Origin of the sequence: Pelotomaculum sp. PtaB.Bin117, assembly GCF_002067195.1 — a bacterium.
GTDB lineage: Bacteria > Bacillota > Desulfotomaculia > Desulfotomaculales > Pelotomaculaceae > Pelotomaculum_D > Pelotomaculum_D terephthalicicum.
This window is the reverse complement of sequence record NZ_MVQM01000134.1, coordinates 1-17,456: the sequence shown is the minus strand read 5'-3', so window position 1 is coordinate 17,456 and position 17,456 is coordinate 1. Positions and strand designations below refer to the sequence as shown.

Here is a 17,456-nt window from a genome sequence, read left to right as displayed (position 1 = left end):
GCTATTTGTCTTCTTTTACTTCAAAATCAGCGTCAACCACATTATCCCTGCCGCCCTGTCCGGCACTGCCTGCCTGGCCGGCACCGGGACCGCCCGCCGGGCCTTGCTCCTGGCCGGTTTTCTGGTACATCGCCGCCGTCAGCTCATAGAGCGGGCCGGTAATGGCCTCCAGCTTGGCCTTAATCGTATCTACGCTGCCGCCCTTCATAGCTTCTTTCAGCTCGTCGGTGGCCTTTTGCAGCTTATCGATGGCAGCGGCATCTGCTTTATCCTTGAAGTCTTTAATAGTCTTTTCAGCCTGGTAAACCATGCTGTCAGCCTGGTTGCTCACCTCTACCTCTTCCTTGCGCTTGCTGTCCTCGGCAGCGTGCCTTTCAGCCTCCTTCACCATCTGGTCAATATCCTTTTCGTTAAGGTTGGTGGAGGCAGTGATGGTCATGCTCTGCTCCTTGCCCGTGCCCATATCTTTGGCGGAAACATTAACGATGCCGTTGACGTCAATATCAAACTTGACCTCAATTTGCGGCACCCCCCTGGGGGCAGGCGGAATGCCGGTGAGGGTAAAGCGGCCCAGCGTCTTGTTATCGCCCGCCATCTGGCGCTCACCCTGGAGCACGTGGATCTCAACTGAAGTCTGGCCGTCCGCCGCAGTAGAGAAAATCTGGCTTTTGGCAGTTGGAATGGTGGTGTTGCGCTCAATCAGCTTGGTGGATACACCGCCTAAGGTTTCAATACCAAGGGAAAGCGGCGTTACATCCAGCAGCAGCACGTCTTTAACCTCTCCGCCCAGGACCCCGCCCTGAATGGCGGCGCCGATGGCAACACACTCGTCAGGGTTGATTCCTTTATGCGGCTCTTTGCCTAAAAACTTACGGATTGCTTCCTGCACCGCGGGCATCCTGGTAGCGCCCCCAACCAGCAGGATCTTGTCAATATCCTTTGGCTGCAGCCCGGCATCAGACATTGCCTGGCGGGTGGGGCTCATGGTCTTTTCAATCAGGTCAGCGGTCAACTCCTCAAACTTAGCCCTGGTCAGGGTGATATCAAGGTGCTTGGGACCGCTGGCGTCAGCCGTGATAAAAGGCAGATTAATGTTGCTGGTAGCCACTCCTGAAAGTTCAACTTTGGCCTTTTCTGCAGCCTCTAGCAAGCGCTGCATAGCCATCCTGTCGTTGCGCAGATCAATTCCCGAGTCTTTCTTAAACTGGTCTGCCAGGTAGTCCATAATCCGCTCGTCAAAGTCATCACCACCCAGGCGGTTATTGCCGCTGGTGGCCTTGACCTCAAAGACCCCGTCGCCCAGTTCCATAATCGATACGTCAAAAGTCCCGCCACCCAGGTCGAAGACCAGTACGGTTTGCTCTTCCCCTTTATCCAAACCGTAGGCAAGAGCCGCTGCAGTAGGCTCATTGATGATCCGCATGACCTCCAGGCCAGCGATTTTGCCGGCATCCTTGGTCGCTTGGCGCTGGGAGTCGCTAAAATAGGCCGGTACCGTGATCACTGCCTTATCCACTTTAATGCCCAGGTAGGCCTCGGCATCCGACTTTAACTTCTGCAGAATCATCGCTGAAATTTCCTGGGGTGTGTAGTCCCTGCCGTCAATATTAACCTTATGGTCAGTGCCCATGTAACGCTTGATTGAACTCACTGTCCGGTCCGGGTTGCTGACGGCCTGCCGTTTGGCTACCTGGCCGACCAGGCGCTCACCGTTTTTGGAGAGACCCACTACTGAAGGAGTTGTTCTTGCCCCTTCGGCGTTGGGAATAACAACTGCTTCTCCACCTTCCATAACTGCCACACAGGAGTTGGTGGTACCCAGGTCAATTCCGATTATTTTAGACATATTTAAATTACCTCCTGTTTATATTATTTCAACAATCAAATCAAGAAGATTTGGCTACCTTAACCATAGCCGGCCGGATAATTTTATCTTTAAGGCAGTAGCCGCGTAAAAATTCCTCAATTACTGTATTGTCCGGGTGTTCATCGGTTTCGGCCTGCTGCACTGCCTCGTGCCTGGCCGGGTCGAACTGTTCCCCAACGGCCGCAACCGGCTTCAAGCCGTTGGTTTCAAGAATATCCTGGAGCTGCCGGTAGATCATTTGCACCCCGGACTTAAAGCTTTCCACAGACTCACCTTCCGCTGCCAGCGCCCGGTCAAAATTATCAAGCACCGGTAATAAAGCCACCATCAGCTGCTCGGAAGCATATTTATAAAAATCTTCCTTCTCCTGGCGCGTCCGCCTCCTGAAGTTATCATAGTCAGCTTGAACTCTGGCCAGACGATTGTAATAGTCTTCGGCAAGGACCTTTTGCTCCTTCAACTGCAACTGCAAGGAAGAAAGTTCTGTTTCATTAACTTCCTGCACTGGTCCAGCGCCAGCCTCATTATTCCTTACCCCATTGTTTTTTTCCTGAGCGTCCTGGCTCACGTTAAAATCACCTCGCAAGTTATTTCTGTCTATTGCCTTTCACCACAAACCCTGCAAATTTTTACCTTGCTTCATCTGTAACCTGGAGTTCTCTTTCTTCCCTTTTTTTAATAATGGTGTCTATTCTTAAAATGGCTTCAGCCACTTCGCCTGCTGCTTTAAGGGCATAGGTTTTTACATTGGCCGGGTCGACAACGCCTAACACAAACATATCCGTAACCTGGCCGCTGTCACAATCAACTGCCAGTGAATTCTTACCGGTCTCCACCTGGGCGGCAATAACATCCCCCAGCTTCTCCAGAGGATTAAAGCCAGCGTTGGCAACAATTTGCGCCATCGGCCGCTTTAAAGCCTCCACAACACAATCCACCCCGTAGGCAGCCATGCCCCGGATGCCTTCTCTGACCTTTTCCACCTCGCGGGCTACCGCGAGCTCCATGGAACCACCACCGGGGACCACTCCGCCTTTGATGGCGACCTGCACAGACGAAGCAGCATCTTTAGCGATGCGCTCTCTTTCGCCGACAACTTCAGCAGTGGCGGCACCCACCAGGACGGTGGCCATAGGCTTCCCCTTACCGCCCATCACCCAGACTTGCTCCAATTTTTCATCACTGTATACTTTATCCGCGTAGCCAAAGTATTTTTCAAGCTCAGCTGCCGGCTTTTTCAGGCCGGTACGCTTAATCATTCTAGCTCCTGTTAGTTCTGAGACCTTGCGCAGTTCCTTGCTGGCTACCCGCTGGACAACCACAATGCCCTTATCCGTAAAAATTTCTTCGGCCACTTCACTTGCTCCGCGATCAACCAGAACCAACCCCACATCTAAACCGGCTATTTTTTCAATATTTTCTTTATACTCAGTCTGTAGCTGCAGGTAACGGCTGAAGCCAGCTTCTGTGCCTAACGCCTCATCATCAATCTCCTCGGGCTCTAGGGCATCGTCAATAACCAGCACTTTCACCTGCTTCAACTCTTTGGGCATCTGGCGGTTCATACGCTCTTTGTTGATAATTACACCCATAAAAACCTGGTTTTCCGCCCCTTCCTCAGCGATTACCGTATCGGAAAACTTAAAGAAAGGGTCTTTCAGTTTCTCTTCACCGATTAATGCTGCCGCCTTTACCACCAGGTCGGCAATATCCTCGTGCTCACGCCCGGCTACCAGCGCCACCTGCCGCACCACTTGGTCTGTCAGGTCATTAACCGGCCTGGCTTGCCTGGCCATCGTTTCCAGGGCTTTTTTTAAGCCGACCCGCAGGCCCTCGATTACCCGCGCCACCGGCACTCCCCTGGCAACCTGCTCCACCCCGGCGCCTACCAGAGCCCCGGCCATTACCGTGGCCGTAGTGGTGCCGTCCCCAATCTCCTCCTGCTGCGCCTTCGCGATGTTGATCAGCATCCTGGCAGCCGGGTGATTGGCCTCCATCATCGTCAAAATTGTAACCCCGTCGTTGGTGATTACTACCTCACCAAATTTATCAACCAGCATGGTATCCAGACCCTTGGGTCCCAGAGTGCCTTCCACCGCTGATGCAATAGCCCGGATCGCATTGGAGTTGGTGATCAAAGCGGCCAGCTTCTCATCTACCTCAGAACCGGAAATCGCTTCTTTCTTCAGGCTCAAAAACGGATCCCCCTCATTTCCTCCTGCCCCGGATCATCTGCTCCAAGGTCTTGGAAAGGTATTTTGTCATATAATCCACTACACTTATTACTTTGGCATACTCCATCCTGGTCGGGCCCAGAACGCCGATAAAACCCATTTTGCGGCCCTGGATCGAATAAGGAGCGGTGATCATGCTGCACTCTTTCATATCCCACTGATTGATCTCACCGCCGATGCGCACTGTTACACCATCATCCCCCGCCCCGACCTCTAAAAGGTCACAGAGCAGTTTTTCCTGTTCCATGATGCTGAGCATTGTTTTAATTTTTTCCACGTTGTGGAATTCTGGCTGGTTCAACATATTAAATATCCCGCCGAGGTATATTTTATCCTCGAACTCAAGGGTCAGGCTTTCTTGCACCAATTCCATCACTAAGTCCAAGAAATGTTTGTGCCGGGACAACTCGGAATAAATTTCTTTAATCAGGGTCATCTTGATGCTTTTCATCGCATGTCCCTGAAGCTTGGCATTGAGCACTTTGGATATGGTCTCCATGTCCAATGCGGTTATGCTCTCCGGAATTTCGATCAGCCGGTGCTGCACAGCGCCGTTGTCCATAACAGCGATGACCATCGCTTGAGATTGGTGCATGTAGACAATCTGGATATGCTTAAAGCTGCTGATCCCCACACGCGGGGGCAGCACCATCGCGGTATAGTTTGTCAATTGGGAGAGGAGCTGGCCGGTCTTTTGAATTACCTGGCCGACATCCCTGACCTTGGCCTGGTACTCCCGCTGAATTAAATTTTCTTCTTCTCTAGATAACTCCTTTTTTCTCATCAGGAAATCAACGTAATAGCGGTAGCCGCGCTCAGACGGAATTCGGCCGGCTGAGGTATGAGGCTGCTCGATAAAACCCTGCTCTTCCAAGTCCGCCATTTCATTGCGGATTGTCGCCGGGCTAACTCCCAGCCTGTATTTTTTTGCAATGGTCCGGGACCCAACTGGTTCAGCGGTGGCAATGTAATCGTGAACGATAGCCAACAATACTTTCTGCTTGCGGTCGTCCATTATTGTGCCGGACCCCCTTCTTGTTAGCACTCTATGTCATTGAGTGCTAAAACATCTAAATAAAAAATAGCACTAGTACAACGAATTGTCAAGGGAATTAAGGATTGGATCTAAAATATTTATTATAACCAGATTTCAGCAATAAATCCAATTTTCTTTAATTATACAAATTCAATAAAAACCTCATTGGCTAAAGGCAGCCCCGCCGCAGTAAGACGCAGGCGGCCACCGGCAAACTCAACCAGCCCCGCTTCCAGCAGGCGGGTGATTTCCTTCCGGTATACCTCCTCGGCACGCCGGCCGAAGCGCTGGTAAAAGGCTGCCAGATCAAACCCACCAATCAGGCGCAGCCCCAAAAAAATCGTCTCAGACATCTCTTTTGCCACTGTTTCGCCCTCCCTGGAGCAAACCGGCAGTTCCCCCCGCGCGACGCGGCCGGCGTAACCAGCCAGGGTGGCATCATTGGCATAGCGCCCGCCCGGCAGGTAAGAGTGGGCCGCCGGGCCCAGGCCCAGATATCGCCGGTTCAGCCAGTAACCCAGGTTATGTACTGACTCCCGGCCGGGGCGGGCAAAGTTGGAGATCTCATAGTGAACATAGCCCTGACTGGATAAGAATTCTATAGCAGCCAGGTAAAAAGAAAGCTCCAGCTCTTCAGAACACGGCTGTATTTCCCCCCTTGCCACCAGGCGCTCCAAAGGAGTCCTCTCTTCTAATTGGAGTCCATAAACCGCAATGTGCTCCGGCCTTAAATCGGCCGCCAGGCTTATGGTTTCCAACCACTCCTCTCTAGTTTGCCCCGGAATGCCAAAAATAAAGTCAAGATTAAGGTTGTCAAAACCTGCCTCTCTAGCCGCACGGATAGCTTCGACAGCTTCGGCTGCAGTATGAACACGGCCCAGTGCGCTCAAAAGTTGATCCTGAAAGGCCTGGATCCCCAGGCTGAGGCGGTTTACCCCGCTTGTTCTTAATACGTCCAGTACTTGCCGGTCGACTGTGCCAGGGTTTGCCTCTATGGTTATCTCACATCCGGGCACCAGAGAGAAACCCCGGCGCAGCCTGTCCAGAATAGCTGTCAAACTGCCGGAGGAAAGACAAGTGGGGGTCCCGCCACCAATAAAAATGCTCGCCAGTTGCTTTTCTTGATCCGGCAAGCCCAGGCTGTACATATCGATCTCCTTGAGCAGCGCGTCTAGGTAGGTGCCGGCAGCCGCCTCTGAGTATGGGTATGACACAAAATCGCAGTAGCAGCACTTTTTTAAGCAAAAAGGCACGTGGATGTACAACCCTATTGTGTTAGCCAAGGTCTTCTCATGCTCGGCCATACCATTCAACACCCCTGTCTCAGCGCCAGCTGCTGCTCAGTTGCTTGCGCCATACCTACAGTTCATATGCTCGTCCCGCCACTAGTTGCCCTTTATGCTCAAAACCGCCATAAAAGCTTCTTGCGGTATTTCCACACTGCCCACCTGCTTCATTCGCTTCTTGCCTTCCTTTTGTTTCTCCAGCAACTTGCGCTTACGGGTGATATCTCCCCCGTAGCACTTGGCCAGGACATTTTTACGCAATGCTTTTACAGATTCTCTGGCGATTATCCGGTTTCCGATGGAGGCCTGAATGGGAATTTCAAATAGTTGGCGCGGGATCAGGCTGCGCAGCTTTTCCACCAACTGGCGGCCCCGGTAGTAAGCCTTATCCTTATGAATAATTACTGAAAGCGCATCCAGCACCTCACCTGCAATCATGATATCCAGTTTGACCAAATCGGACTCTTTAAAGCCCGATAATTCATAATCAAGGGAGGCGTAGCCCCTGGTGCGTGACTTAAGCTGGTCAAAAAAATCATAAATAATTTCACTAAGGGGCAAGTCATAGGTCAGCATCACCCGGCTGGCGCTCATGTACTCCATATTGGTGAAATTGCCGCGCCGCTCTTGGCAAAGCTCCATAACCTGGCCGACATAATCTTTCGGGCACATGATGATGGCTTTGACAAAAGGCTCCTCAATCCGCTGGATCACTCCTGACGGGGGTAATTTGCTCGGGTTTTCAATTTCCAGCACCGCCCCGGTGGTGGTAGTGACCCGGTAAACCACGTTGGGGGCAGTGGTAATTAAACTCAGCCCGTACTCACGCTCAAGCCGCTCCTGTACAATCTCCATATGCAACAGGCCCAGGAAGCCGCAGCGAAAGCCAAAGCCGAGCGCCTCCGAGGTTTCAGGCTCATATATTAATGAAGCATCATTTAGATGGAGCTTTTCCATGGCGTCTCTTAAGTCTTCATACTGGATATTGTCAACGGGGTATAAGCCGCAGTAGACCATGGGGATAGCTTTCCGGTATCCCGGCAACGGCGCGGCAGTCGGGCGCCCGGCGTCAGTTACCGTATCTCCGACCCGGCAGTCTCTCACGTTCTTGATACTGGCGGCGATAAAACCAACTTCACCTGTGTGCAGTTCGCCGACGGTGGTCAGGGCCGGGCGGAAAATACCAACTTCATTGATCTCAAACTCCCCGCCGGCGGCCATCATTTTTATCCTCATCCCATTTACAATTGAGCCGTCAACGACACGAACATAGGCGATGACTCCTTTATACAGGTCATAGTGGGAATCAAAAACCAGCGCCTTTAATGGGGCGGAAGTCTGTCCACCGGGGGGCGGTACTTTGGCCACAATCTGTTCCAGGATATCCTCCACCCCGGTCCCACTTTTGGCCGAAGCCAGCACCGCTCCGGAGGTATCCAGTCCGATTACATCTTCAATTTCCTGCTTTACCCTTTCAGGGTCAGCGCTGGGCAGGTCGATCTTGTTGATCACCAGGATCATTTCCAGGTTATGTTCTAGGGCCAGGTAAACGTTGGCCAGAGTCTGGGCTTCAATCCCCTGGGCTGCGTCCACCACCAGCAGGGCCCCTTCACAGGCAGCCAGGCTGCGGGAAACCTCATAGGAGAAGTCTACGTGCCCCGGTGTGTCAATCAAGTTAAGCTGGTATTCCCGGCCGTCTCTGGCCCGGTAGTTCAAACGCACGGCCTGCATTTTGATTGTGATGCCCCGCTCACGCTCCAAGTCCATCTGGTCCAGCACCTGGTTGGTCATCTCCCGCTCGCTGAGTGCGCCGGTGTATTCCAGTAGCCTGTCCGCCAGAGTTGACTTGCCGTGATCGATATGGGCAATGATGCAGAAATTACGGATACTATCCTTATCCCACTCCATTAGCGGTTTCACTCCTTGTTGCTCGAAGGACAATCATATTATTATATCATTTGCTGAAGTGGGTATCAATCATCCGGACCCAGTCCACTGAGCTAAGGAGCGTTTTAAGTATTACCGGTTAGTTATTATCTCTTTTACAATATTGAGTTTTTCAGTTATTCCCGTACTATCTATCACCTGAATAACGCCGGGCCAAAGATTTTCAAGAAATTTATCACGAAACAAAGCAGCCTGCTCACAGATCAAGCCGGCAGGGTTACAGTTCAACGGCCATTTTACCACCAGACTTTCCCCCAGGACTTCCAAATGGTAGACACCGGACTCCACGATTTCCAAGCGAAAAGCGCTGACCGGCACTGCAGGCGCAACAATACTGTTAAAATTTAAAAGGATCGCGTAAACACTTAAACAAATTGTGGCAATGAACAACAGTGCAGTTAATTTATATTTCATCCCTATTCAAATTACCACCTTATCATGGAAGCTGTGAAACTTGCATTGTGATACAGAAAATATCACTCTTTGATCACTTGGGCCAGCACATCAGCGAAAAGGACCGCTGATCGTACAGCTTCCTCGGTTGAATTATTAGATGTGCCGATTTCCACCAGCACCGCATGGGGATGGAGAAACTGGTTATACTGGCCTTCTTGTACCCTAACCCCCAGCGAGAGCCCCGGGTAAAGTTCATTAGCTTTTATTGATAGTTTAGTGGCAAAGGTATAATTCTGGCGCCACCCGGCGGCAAGTGGCTTACGGGCGCCCGAGCCGATAATAAAAAGCAGCGGGGCTGCATCCTGGCCATCAACCCGCACAACGCTTTGTTTGCGCGTTTTAGACGCATCGCGGTGAATATCAAGAACAGCCTTGGCCTTGGGGCTGGCTGCCAGCATCTCCCTGACCGTTTTTTCTGATTTTTGGTAGGAAGTGTTGTATTCCAGATCATGAATCCGGTCTGAACGCGCTACCTTTATCCCTTGTTTGCTTTCTAGCGCCTCCTGCAGTGCGGCTGCTGCAGTGACCACCCCGCCTTGCCCGCCGTCAAGCCTCTCCACTCGGTCGGTCAAGCTGTAGGTCTCTCCAGAATGAGTGTTATAGATCAGCACCAGGGTTTCCCCGGGCAATGATGAAGCTAGAGCCAGCGGGGCTGTATCGACCGGCTGAGCTGCACCTGACCTGCTAACCGCAACCGCTTCCGGCCGAGATTTTAGAGCCAAAACCGGCACCTGCGACATGAGCACTGAGGACGGGTCGAATGGATTGACCGGGACAATGCCACTAATAAAATTCAGGTAAGTTTGGTCAGGCAAATCACCCGGGGCATCCTGCACGACATTGCTCCAGCAAAGCACCGGGATCGTACTATTCAAGATACTCAGGTGCTTATGCTGGTATAGCTTAGAAATAATCACTTCCGGAATTTTGCCGGCCGCCTTTTGGCAGGCGGCCAGTATTTCAAAACCGGTCATTGCTTGAACAAGGATTAAGAGCAGGCCCAAGAGGATACCGGCTTTGGAAAAAAACCGCCAAGTCAGTCCGCGGCTCACGCGGCGAACATGGCAGGTGGGAGCCATATACATAAAAAACCCTCCCTCCAGTTTTGCTCTAAAATTTTATGCCCTGGAGGAAGAGTTTATGAGGACTACCCTGATCAGCGGATCACAGTCGGTACGAAAGCATCAATTAGTCCGATCACAAAGGCGGAAATCAAAGCGCCCACTAGGCTTACACTGAGCAGGTTGGGAATAATAAACTGAGCCAGATAAATCACAACTGCAGCCGTAATAAATCCCACCAGCCCCCTGTTCTGAGGTGAAATGCGTTCACCCAGGAGAGCTTCAGCAATATAGCCCAATACCGCAATAACTACTGCAGCAATTAAAGCGCCCACGAACCCCCCGCTCACCACAAAACCGGGCGAGAGCCAGCTTACTACAATCAGAACAAGTGCTGAAACAACAAACCTGATCACAAGGCCAAGCCATTGCATATCTTATTCACCCCCTATCTTTTTAAATTAGGAATAGCTTTACCAGAAAAATAAAAGTATATACAGTGGCGCTTGCATTATTTCACAGCGCGTGATAAAATTGTTGCCGTTAGGGGGTGAGACTAATATGCCAAACATTAAATCAGCAGCAAAAAGGGTTGAAACCATCCGGACCAAGACACTAAGAAACGTTCGGATCAAGTCGGCCCTGCGGACAGCAATCAGAAAACTAGAAGGAGCCATGAGTGCGGCCAACCTGGAAGAAGCTGACCAAAAGCTTCGTACTGCCGTGCAAGCGTTAGACAAGGCCGTTACGAAAGGCATTTTACATAAAAATGCAGCAGCTCGTAAAAAATCACGCCTGACAAAAAAATTAAACAATCTCAAAGGTTAATTGGATTAACACCTTAAAGACCAGAAAAACCACCCTTTATATGGAAGGGTGGTTATTATGTTTAATGCCAAGGAACGGCAAGTGAAACCATGCCATTTTGGGCTTCACGCTTCTATAATTAAGTACAAAGCTTTAACAAGTAAGTCTCCAGCGCCGGGTAAAACTGCTGCCGCCCGGATTTTACAGCTACATCCAGTTCCTGCAAGTCCTCCAGCGCGCCAGCCAGCCGGCTGTGATCAAAATTCTTGCTCTGGGCAGCAATTTTGTTGAAGACATAGGGGGGCATTTTTAACCGTGCGGGAATTTCCCTGGCCGGGTAACCCCGCTCGATCATATCTTGCACCTGCAACAGCAGGCGAAACTGCCTGGAGATCATAGCCAGCAACCTCTGCGGAGGTTCCTTTGCCGCCAGTATTTCCTTGATCCCGCTTAGAGCTTCCCGGCAGCGCTTATTTCCCAGAGCATCTACAATCACAAATATATTATCCTCAGCCCTGGGTTGACACAACCTGGTTACATCTTCCCATGATATCAATTCGCACCCTGCCGTATAGTTGATTAATTTGTCCAGCTCAGTCACCAGTTTTTGCAGCGAGGGTCCGGCAGAATCCAAAAAGGCGGCCGCCGCCTCCGGCGTAAAACACCTGTTTGCCGCTACTGCCTTCTGCTCCAGCCAGCGGCCAAGATCCCTTCTGTTCAGGTAGGTAAAGTCTATGGCCCGCCCGTTTTTCCTGATCAACTGAAATATTTTTTTGCGTTTATCCACTGGCCCCCTGATGGTAAAAACAAGACAGGTTGAGGTGAGTGGGTTTTTAAGGTAATCCAGCAGCGGTCGTTCTTTGTCCGGTGCTTTCACTTCCTCTTTTACCTCTTCGCTTTCCCCTGTACCCGGCCTGGCTGTTTTAAAAAAAGCCGCTTCCCGCACTACCACCAGACGCCTATCGGCAAAAAAGGGAACTGTCTCCGCCCTCGCCGCAATTTCCGCCGGAGTCACCGCTTGACCGTCCATCAGGTCGTAGTTCAGGTCCGGTGCGCTATCTCCAATCAAAGAATTTTTAAAATGAAAAACAGCCTGCTCCTGCAGGTAGGTTTCTTCACCGTAGAAGATATAAATGGGTGCAACTACTCTCCGCTTCAAGCTGTTTAACAGCTCAATGAAATAATCCAACGTAGCACCACCCCTGTCTTGAGACTATCTGTCCAGTTAAAATATAATCACGTTTACTTTTTCGTCCTAAGTCAGCTTTTTAATACTTCTGGTTTCATTAGCACAGACGGGTGCGTTTTATCCCGGCCAGTCAATCACTTGTCTACAGTATCTAGATCATTTTCAACGACATTGCCCCGGATTAACGACACTTCCCCGGACAAACAAATACACACCGATCGCAAGATGATTCAACAATCATTACTCCTGCAACTTCTGGCAGGGAAATTCATCACATTCAAAGCAAGATCGGATATCTTTCTCGATAATACAATCCAAGGTGCGGCAAAGCAAGAATCGCAACCTTCCCTCCGGTTGCCCGCCGACGCCCTCAGACAGCGACTGATCCTCCCCGGAATTTTGTCCTTTTGTAACCGGTCCCTGTTTAATCACATTCATAACCTTTTAAACTCCTTATTCAAGAGTTTTTTCTTAAGTAATAAACCTCGTGATCAGTCTATTTTATTTTAATTGGATAACTATTTACATCAATATCGAGATACAATCATCGACGATTGACAACAGCGCCGCAATATTAATGAAATAAAAATTAATATTTCAACCTTGCTTAACTTTTGCCTCTAAGCTTAGCCTCAACAGCGGCAACTTTTCCGGACATGGTTAGAATTTTGTCCCGCCGGTCGTCGATGCGGATGGTGGTCACTACCCTATTGATTCCCCTTGTAAAGGGGTGTTCGTGCATCTGGCTGATTACCTCCAGGATACGGTCCAGATCTCCCTCGATGACAGTGCCCATAGGGTTGAGCTCGTAGGTGACCCCCTGGGCATCCTTTAAGATTTCCAGGCACCCGGCCACAAATTCACTCAGGCTTGCAGACGGGGTGCCAATGGGTATTATACTAACATCGACAACAGCCATTTTATTCACCCAACTTTATATTTTGTTATAGTTTTTCGTGTGTTCAAATAATGGCAGTGCTTATTGCATTAGTTTAACTTTCGCAGTATTTCCTTCTTTTCATTCAATAGTTGATCATACTGGGCGTTTAAGCGGTTGAGTACTTTCATCCATTCTTCACGAAAGCCAGGCTGTTTTTCTGGATCTATATTCATCCTCCCCGCTGCCGTTTTATCCATTGCTTGTACTCTGGCGTTAATCCTCGCGGCAAAATTTTCTTTAAACTGACTATATGCCTTGGTCGAGGCTTGTTCATAATATTTTAACAAATAATCCAACTCGCTCAAAGTTTGATTTATCGCCTGCTTATCCCTTTTAATCTGATAAATACCTTCAATCGCCTTATAATTTTTTTCCTGGATAGTTTTATCGGACGGCGGCAGGATATTTTTTAATAAGGTCTCTTGAATACCCAGCAATATGTATTTTTTTAAGTCTTCCGGATGTTTTTTAATTTCAGCAATGATGTCGTAATTTTTCTCCCGGAGAAAGCTGGCAGCTATCGCGCTGCCAACCGGCACATATTCCAACCTGTCGATTTCCGACTGGGGTACGGCCTTTCTTTGTTGGAAGCGCTCCAAAGCTTTTTCGTAAGCCGAATTTATTTTATCCATAAATAACCTCCCCCCTTGTAGTTATTATAGCTTTCACCACTTTTTAGGTCAAATATAGAAAAGCCCGTGCACAAATATGCCCACGAAACAGGCCGGCCAACTCAAAATAGAGTGCTTGTTTAGCGATTTGTAATAAAAATCTTCTGTTCCGGTAAAACATAACGGTACGGTTTAGATCTTAACGGCAGGTGATGCTTTTGCTATTTGAACAGGTTTACCGCACTGTTTTTGTTTACTTTCTAGTCCTGTTGATGATCAGGCTGATGGGCAAACGGGAACTCGGCCAGCTTTCCCCCTTTGATTTCGTAGTAGCAATAATTATCGCCGATCTGGCGGTGATACCGATGGAGGTGACCGGCACGCCACTTTGGCACAGCATCATCCCTCTGCTCACCCTGGGCTTGCTGGAAGTAATCATGTCCTATGCCACCTTGTTCAGCCGGCCCCTGCGCTGTATCGTCTGTGGCAGCCCACAGGTAATAATAAAAAACAACCGGCTGCTGCGCAAGGAGATGAGAAAGGCACGCTACAACATAGATGATATCTTAGGACAGCTAAGAGAGAAAGGAATCGTGGAAATTAGTGATGTGGAAAGTGCTGTGCTTGAGACTTCCGGCAAGCTCAGCGTCATATTAAAATCCCAGCACCGCCCGGTTACTCCAGCCGATTTAGGTATTTCCACTCCGTACGAAGGTCTCCCGACCGTGCTGGTCATGGACGGCAGCATTATGGGCGAAAATTTAAAAGAGATAGAGCTTGATGAAAAGTGGCTTCACGAGAAGCTTAAAGAGCGCGGGCAGGATCCCAAAAAAATCCTGCTGGCCACATTAGGGACCGACGGCAAATTATTTATCAATGAGAAATAAAAAATGAAAAAGCTGCTGTTGCTAGAACATATATGAAAATGGGCTGCTATTGCCGCCTACCGTGATCATCAACAAAGGATTGGCGATCAATATATTAAAGAACTTTTAGAAAGGATCATCCAGGATGGATATCACCATCCCGGCTTTTTTCTTGAATCCATATTTCCAATTTGCTGTAGCTACCCCGATCCAGTTTATCGCAGGGGCCAATTTCTATAAGGAAGCTTACGTGGTCCTGCGGGGGCGAAGCGCTAACATGTCGGTGCTGGTAGCCCTGGGTACTACTGCCGCTTACTTATATAGTGTCGTAGTTACCTTTTGGGGCGGGCGTATTGGGGTGACCGGGGTTTACTACGAAACCGCTGCCATTATCATTACCCTGATCCTATTGGGTAAAACCTTGGAGACCATTGCCAAGGGAAGGACCTCCGAGGCAATTAAAAAGCTGATCGGGCTCCAGGCTAAAAACGCTCACGTGGTTAGGGACAGCCGGGAAATAGAAATACCCGTGGAAGAGGTTGAAGTAAGTGACATTGTCGTGGTTCGCCCCGGTGAAAAAATACCGGTGGACGGTGTAGTGAAAGAAGGCTATCCCACGGTGGACGAGTCAATGCTTACCGGGGAAAGTGTGCCGGTGGATAAGAAGGCCGGTGATGAAGTGATCGGTGCAACAATAAACAAGCTGGGTACTTTTAAGTTTGAGGCAACCAAGGTCGGAAAGGACACCGCCCTGGCCCAGATCGTCAAAATAGTGGAAGAAGCCCAGGGCTCCAAAGCGCCAATTCAGCGTATGGCCGATAATTATTGAATACCCTTGATAAGCTGCAGGATACCCTGCAGGGAGGCCAGGGGCGATGTGCCCTATTCAGATATACTGACAGCAGAAACTGAACCAGCAGTTAACGATAAAGAGCGGTCTTCGGAGGTTCAAAGCACGCCTGTCGAAGTCGGCCCGGTTGCTGAAAAAGAAGTTACGCCGGCGCTGCAGCCTGAACCGCTACAGCCCGCAGCGGAAACTCTTGTTCAGGAACAGTTTGGTGGCAGATGTGTATCTGTTTATGACAGTGACACAATAACCGTCAGGCTTGATTCATCGCCACAGGAACTTACATAGGTCAGGCTTGTTGGAGTTGATGCCCCTGAAGCTTGTAAAAAGGGAATTCGGCGAAGATGCATGCAACTACACCAGGTCGCTACTGCAGGGACAGAAGGTGAGACTGCTCTGTGATCAGGAAAGGTATGATAAGTACGGTCGTACGCTTGCTTACGTCTACCTTGAAGATGGAACATTTGTAAACGCAAGACTCATGAAGGAAGGTTATGCCCGGGTAATGTCAATCAAGCCGAACACTACCCACGCCAATGAATTTGAGACGTTGCAGGTTGAAGCGCAAAAGGGGCAACGCGGCATTTGGGCAAACCCGCCGCCGAATTGCGCGTGGCGAGGTGAACGCATAATAAAACAATGGTATTTTAGCCCGGCATTAGCCGGGTTCTTTACGTCGTATAAGAGATGGTCACAAGGGACAAAGATATGGAAGCGCTCTTACTATGAGCCAGCTAATGGTCCGTTGGTTCACCCCTTAATAAAAATAATCGCGCACATGCTCGTAACATGATAAAGCAGTGTTAAAAAGAAAACGCTCGGCTATAACTCCCCGCCCATCATGGGTACAATTAAGTTTAGTCGAACCGACTCCGCCAGTGAAACATCCTTCAGTAACGCCACCTGGTTTGAAGGAGTAAAAGAGTTAGAATGTCGAGGCGTGTCAGCGCGCCGCTGCGCCTCCTGGTTGTAAACGCTCCAAACCTTTACGTCCAAAAAATGATTATAGACCCTTTAAAGGCAGAACTGCAGGAAGTAATGTTCCAGGACGACATACTGGTCGCTTACAGTAGGTATCCAATGATTTAACTCGGCCCTGGTTACAAGGCACGTATTTCAAGGTTACTCAAACTTAACCATAATTTTTATGGGGGAAGGGTAATTCTTTTTGGGAACACGAATATATAGGAAACCGTTCCGATAACTGGCAGTTGCTCCTGAGGGTTCTACCGGTGCCGGGAGGCGCACAATTCTATAAAAGTTATCATTTGTTTTTTTGCTTTCTAAAAACCTGACGGCAGTCCTGGCGCCGGACAGTTCCATCGCTTCCTGGGATAAGAGTATATTTAAATCGTCCTTGGAAACAATGCCGGGAAGAATAGCCTGAATGCTTACTTCCTTAACTGTTTCATATATGGAAATAGGTGGGGTAAAGCTATTCTTCGTTGCGCCTGAAGCGAAAGCGCCACTATGTGGCGAGACTGACTCCTGCTTCCAGAAACTCTCGCTTTCTGTTTCTTCCTCCTTTGACACGGCTTCTTTTTGAATTTGTTCACCTTTATCGGGTTGTACAGGGCTCATTCCGGTGAGGTTATTAAATTTATCGGCCATCTCCCTCAGTGAATTAAGATCATCTGTGCCCCAATTGTTAATAAGGCCCGTGTCTTTGGCTTTTTCATAAAGATCAAGGGCATTCTTAAGCCAATCTTTTTGATTAAAGCTCATCCCTTTAGCCTCCGTTTATTACTTTGCTTTATGAATTTTATGAAGGTTATAGTCCAATGGTTCCAGTACGAAAAAGGTTTTCTTCTTTACAAGTCAGGCCGCGCTGACCTGTTTTACGGTTTTACGGTGCACAGGCACTGCCAGCGGCGCTCTTACTTTGATAATAATGATTTCGCTAAAAAGCTTGGTGACATCGAATGCATGTTTTCACTCGGGTGTATGGGTCCCCGTACGGGCGCCGACTGCCCTTACAGGCAGTGGATAAATCATGTAAGCTGGCCGGTCAAGTCCAATACCCCCTGCATTGGCTGCACCAATGAGGATTTCCCGGACGGCTCTTCGCCGTTTTTCACTCCAATGCCTGAAAAAAGCAAAGGTCAAGATGGCGGTAAAAACACTTCGAGCCAGGGAGGAGATAAAGTATGAGCAAACAGCGAGTTATGTTTAGCCCCGTCACCCGCTTGAGCGGACTGTTATCCGTTGACGTAATGCTTGAAAACGGGCGGGTGACAGAAGCAAACGCAAGCGGCACCATGTTCAGGGGGTACGAGTGGATCATGCGTGACCGGCACGTTACTGACGCG

The 17,456-nt window shown here is 49.5% G+C and carries 20 protein-coding genes and 1 pseudogene; 7 read left to right on the top strand and 14 right to left on the bottom strand.

Going from position 1 to position 17,456, the window contains the following annotated elements; genetic code table 11:
* Nucleotide 1: 1 nt before the first annotated feature.
* The 9 genes from dnaK to A4E54_RS09425 all read right to left on the bottom strand — a co-directional run bounded on the left by dnaK (nt 2) and on the right by A4E54_RS09425 (nt 10,321).
* Nucleotides 2-1,846, bottom strand: a complete 1,845-nt coding sequence (gene dnaK / locus A4E54_RS09465; protein WP_286725840.1) for a molecular chaperone DnaK — start codon at nt 1,844-1,846, stop codon at nt 2-4.
* 40 nt (nt 1,847-1,886) lie between these two features.
* Nucleotides 1,887-2,435: a nucleotide exchange factor GrpE gene (gene grpE / locus A4E54_RS09460; RefSeq protein WP_286725837.1), complete on the bottom strand. Its 549-nt coding sequence runs from the start codon at nt 2,433-2,435 to the stop codon at nt 1,887-1,889.
* A gap of 61 nt (nt 2,436-2,496) precedes the next feature.
* The gene (locus A4E54_RS09455) at nt 2,497-4,062 is read right to left on the bottom strand and encodes a TCP-1/cpn60 chaperonin family protein (RefSeq protein ID WP_286725834.1); all 1,566 of its coding nucleotides are present in this window, start codon (nt 4,060-4,062) and stop codon (nt 2,497-2,499) included.
* A gap of 13 nt (nt 4,063-4,075) precedes the next feature.
* Nucleotides 4,076-5,116 carry a heat-inducible transcriptional repressor HrcA gene (gene hrcA / locus A4E54_RS09450; RefSeq protein WP_286725831.1) on the bottom strand — a complete coding sequence of 347 codons (1,041 nt, stop codon included), beginning with the start codon at nt 5,114-5,116 and terminating at the stop codon, nt 4,076-4,078.
* A gap of 161 nt (nt 5,117-5,277) precedes the next feature.
* A complete protein-coding gene (hemW, locus tag A4E54_RS09445; protein ID WP_286725829.1) occupies nt 5,278-6,441 on the bottom strand; it encodes a radical SAM family heme chaperone HemW in 1,164 nt (387 codons plus the stop codon).
* An 81-nt stretch (nt 6,442-6,522) separates the two neighbouring features.
* Nucleotides 6,523-8,331, bottom strand: a complete 1,809-nt coding sequence (gene lepA / locus A4E54_RS09440) for a translation elongation factor 4 (RefSeq protein WP_286725827.1) — start codon at nt 8,329-8,331, stop codon at nt 6,523-6,525.
* A gap of 111 nt (nt 8,332-8,442) precedes the next feature.
* Nucleotides 8,443-8,784 (bottom strand): hypothetical protein, encoded by a 342-nt coding sequence (locus A4E54_RS09435; RefSeq protein ID WP_286725825.1) that lies wholly within the window; start codon nt 8,782-8,784, stop codon nt 8,443-8,445.
* Between the two features lie 62 nt (nt 8,785-8,846).
* Nucleotides 8,847-9,911, bottom strand: coding sequence for a stage II sporulation protein P (gene spoIIP, locus A4E54_RS09430; RefSeq protein WP_286725823.1), 1,065 nt, complete (start codon nt 9,909-9,911; stop codon nt 8,847-8,849).
* A gap of 71 nt (nt 9,912-9,982) precedes the next feature.
* Nucleotides 9,983-10,321, bottom strand: coding sequence for a phage holin family protein (locus A4E54_RS09425; RefSeq protein ID WP_286725820.1), 339 nt, complete (start codon nt 10,319-10,321; stop codon nt 9,983-9,985).
* Nucleotides 10,322-10,448: 127 nt separating this feature from the next.
* Here A4E54_RS09425 and rpsT point away from each other — a divergent pair, with 127 nt between their 5' ends.
* Nucleotides 10,449-10,715: a 30S ribosomal protein S20 gene (gene rpsT / locus A4E54_RS09420; RefSeq protein ID WP_286725817.1), complete on the top strand. Its 267-nt coding sequence runs from the start codon at nt 10,449-10,451 to the stop codon at nt 10,713-10,715.
* Nucleotides 10,716-10,833: 118 nt separating this feature from the next.
* Here the strand turns inward: rpsT and holA are convergent, their stop codons facing one another.
* The 4 genes from holA to A4E54_RS09400 all read right to left on the bottom strand — a co-directional run bounded on the left by holA (nt 10,834) and on the right by A4E54_RS09400 (nt 13,455).
* Nucleotides 10,834-11,883, bottom strand: coding sequence for a DNA polymerase III subunit delta (gene holA, locus A4E54_RS09415; protein ID WP_286725814.1), 1,050 nt, complete (start codon nt 11,881-11,883; stop codon nt 10,834-10,836).
* 240 nt (nt 11,884-12,123) lie between these two features.
* Nucleotides 12,124-12,321, bottom strand: a complete 198-nt coding sequence (locus A4E54_RS09410; RefSeq protein ID WP_286725811.1) for a DUF3795 domain-containing protein — start codon at nt 12,319-12,321, stop codon at nt 12,124-12,126.
* A 169-nt stretch (nt 12,322-12,490) separates the two neighbouring features.
* Nucleotides 12,491-12,802 (bottom strand): MTH1187 family thiamine-binding protein, encoded by a 312-nt coding sequence (locus A4E54_RS09405; RefSeq protein ID WP_286725809.1) that lies wholly within the window; start codon nt 12,800-12,802, stop codon nt 12,491-12,493.
* Between the two features lie 68 nt (nt 12,803-12,870).
* A complete protein-coding gene (locus A4E54_RS09400) occupies nt 12,871-13,455 on the bottom strand; it encodes a DUF6657 family protein (protein ID WP_286725807.1) in 585 nt (194 codons plus the stop codon).
* A gap of 251 nt (nt 13,456-13,706) precedes the next feature.
* Here A4E54_RS09400 and A4E54_RS09395 point away from each other — a divergent pair, with 251 nt between their 5' ends.
* From A4E54_RS09395 to A4E54_RS09375, 5 genes and pseudogenes are all read left to right on the top strand, one after another.
* Nucleotides 13,707-14,321, top strand: coding sequence for a DUF421 domain-containing protein (locus A4E54_RS09395; protein ID WP_502687934.1), 615 nt, complete (start codon nt 13,707-13,709; stop codon nt 14,319-14,321).
* 139 nt (nt 14,322-14,460) lie between these two features.
* Nucleotides 14,461-15,120, top strand: a pseudogene (locus A4E54_RS09390) (HAD-IC family P-type ATPase); the annotation flags it as partial.
* A 57-nt stretch (nt 15,121-15,177) separates the two neighbouring features.
* Nucleotides 15,178-15,435, top strand: a complete 258-nt coding sequence (locus tag A4E54_RS09385; RefSeq protein ID WP_286725802.1) for a hypothetical protein — start codon at nt 15,178-15,180, stop codon at nt 15,433-15,435.
* 19 nt (nt 15,436-15,454) lie between these two features.
* A complete protein-coding gene (locus tag A4E54_RS09380; protein WP_286725800.1) occupies nt 15,455-15,940 on the top strand; it encodes a thermonuclease family protein in 486 nt (161 codons plus the stop codon).
* 137 nt (nt 15,941-16,077) lie between these two features.
* Nucleotides 16,078-16,236: a hypothetical protein gene (locus A4E54_RS09375; RefSeq protein WP_286725798.1), complete on the top strand. Its 159-nt coding sequence runs from the start codon at nt 16,078-16,080 to the stop codon at nt 16,234-16,236.
* Nucleotides 16,237-16,269: 33 nt separating this feature from the next.
* Here A4E54_RS09375 and A4E54_RS09370 read toward each other — a convergent pair whose 3' ends face one another.
* Nucleotides 16,270-16,872 (bottom strand): Hsp20/alpha crystallin family protein, encoded by a 603-nt coding sequence (locus tag A4E54_RS09370; protein WP_286725796.1) that lies wholly within the window; start codon nt 16,870-16,872, stop codon nt 16,270-16,272.
* Nucleotides 16,873-16,911: 39 nt separating this feature from the next.
* On the opposite strand from A4E54_RS09370, the gene A4E54_RS09365 reads away from it, so the two are divergent.
* Nucleotides 16,912-17,298: a hypothetical protein gene (locus A4E54_RS09365; protein ID WP_353681830.1), complete on the top strand. Its 387-nt coding sequence runs from the start codon at nt 16,912-16,914 to the stop codon at nt 17,296-17,298.
* The last annotated feature ends 158 nt before the right edge of the window (nt 17,299-17,456 follow it).

Bases quoted from the DNA above. Each gene is read 5' to 3' on its own strand.
- dnaK (WP_286725840.1), bottom strand. From the start codon at position 1,846: ATGTCTAAAATAATCGGAATTGACCTGGGTACCACCAACTCCTGTGTG.
- hrcA (WP_286725831.1), bottom strand. From the start codon at position 5,116: ATGGACGACCGCAAGCAGAAAGTATTGTTGGCTATCGTTCACGATTAC.
- hemW (WP_286725829.1), bottom strand. From the start codon at position 6,441: ATGGCCGAGCATGAGAAGACCTTGGCTAACACAATAGGGTTGTACATC.
- lepA (WP_286725827.1), bottom strand. From the start codon at position 8,331: ATGGAGTGGGATAAGGATAGTATCCGTAATTTCTGCATCATTGCCCAT.
- A4E54_RS09435 (WP_286725825.1), bottom strand. From the start codon at position 8,784: ATGAAATATAAATTAACTGCACTGTTGTTCATTGCCACAATTTGTTTA.
- spoIIP (WP_286725823.1), bottom strand. From the start codon at position 9,911: ATGTATATGGCTCCCACCTGCCATGTTCGCCGCGTGAGCCGCGGACTG.
- A4E54_RS09425 (WP_286725820.1), bottom strand. From the start codon at position 10,321: ATGCAATGGCTTGGCCTTGTGATCAGGTTTGTTGTTTCAGCACTTGTT.
- rpsT (WP_286725817.1), top strand. From the start codon at position 10,449: ATGCCAAACATTAAATCAGCAGCAAAAAGGGTTGAAACCATCCGGACC.
- A4E54_RS09410 (WP_286725811.1), bottom strand. From the start codon at position 12,321: ATGAATGTGATTAAACAGGGACCGGTTACAAAAGGACAAAATTCCGGG.
- A4E54_RS09405 (WP_286725809.1), bottom strand. From the start codon at position 12,802: ATGGCTGTTGTCGATGTTAGTATAATACCCATTGGCACCCCGTCTGCA.
- A4E54_RS09400 (WP_286725807.1), bottom strand. From the start codon at position 13,455: ATGGATAAAATAAATTCGGCTTACGAAAAAGCTTTGGAGCGCTTCCAA.
- A4E54_RS09395 (WP_502687934.1), top strand. From the start codon at position 13,707: ATGATCAGGCTGATGGGCAAACGGGAACTCGGCCAGCTTTCCCCCTTT.
- A4E54_RS09380 (WP_286725800.1), top strand. From the start codon at position 15,455: ATGCCCCTGAAGCTTGTAAAAAGGGAATTCGGCGAAGATGCATGCAAC.
- A4E54_RS09375 (WP_286725798.1), top strand. From the start codon at position 16,078: ATGTCGAGGCGTGTCAGCGCGCCGCTGCGCCTCCTGGTTGTAAACGCT.
- A4E54_RS09370 (WP_286725796.1), bottom strand. From the start codon at position 16,872: ATGAGCTTTAATCAAAAAGATTGGCTTAAGAATGCCCTTGATCTTTAT.
- A4E54_RS09365 (WP_353681830.1), top strand. From the start codon at position 16,912: ATGAAGGTTATAGTCCAATGGTTCCAGTACGAAAAAGGTTTTCTTCTT.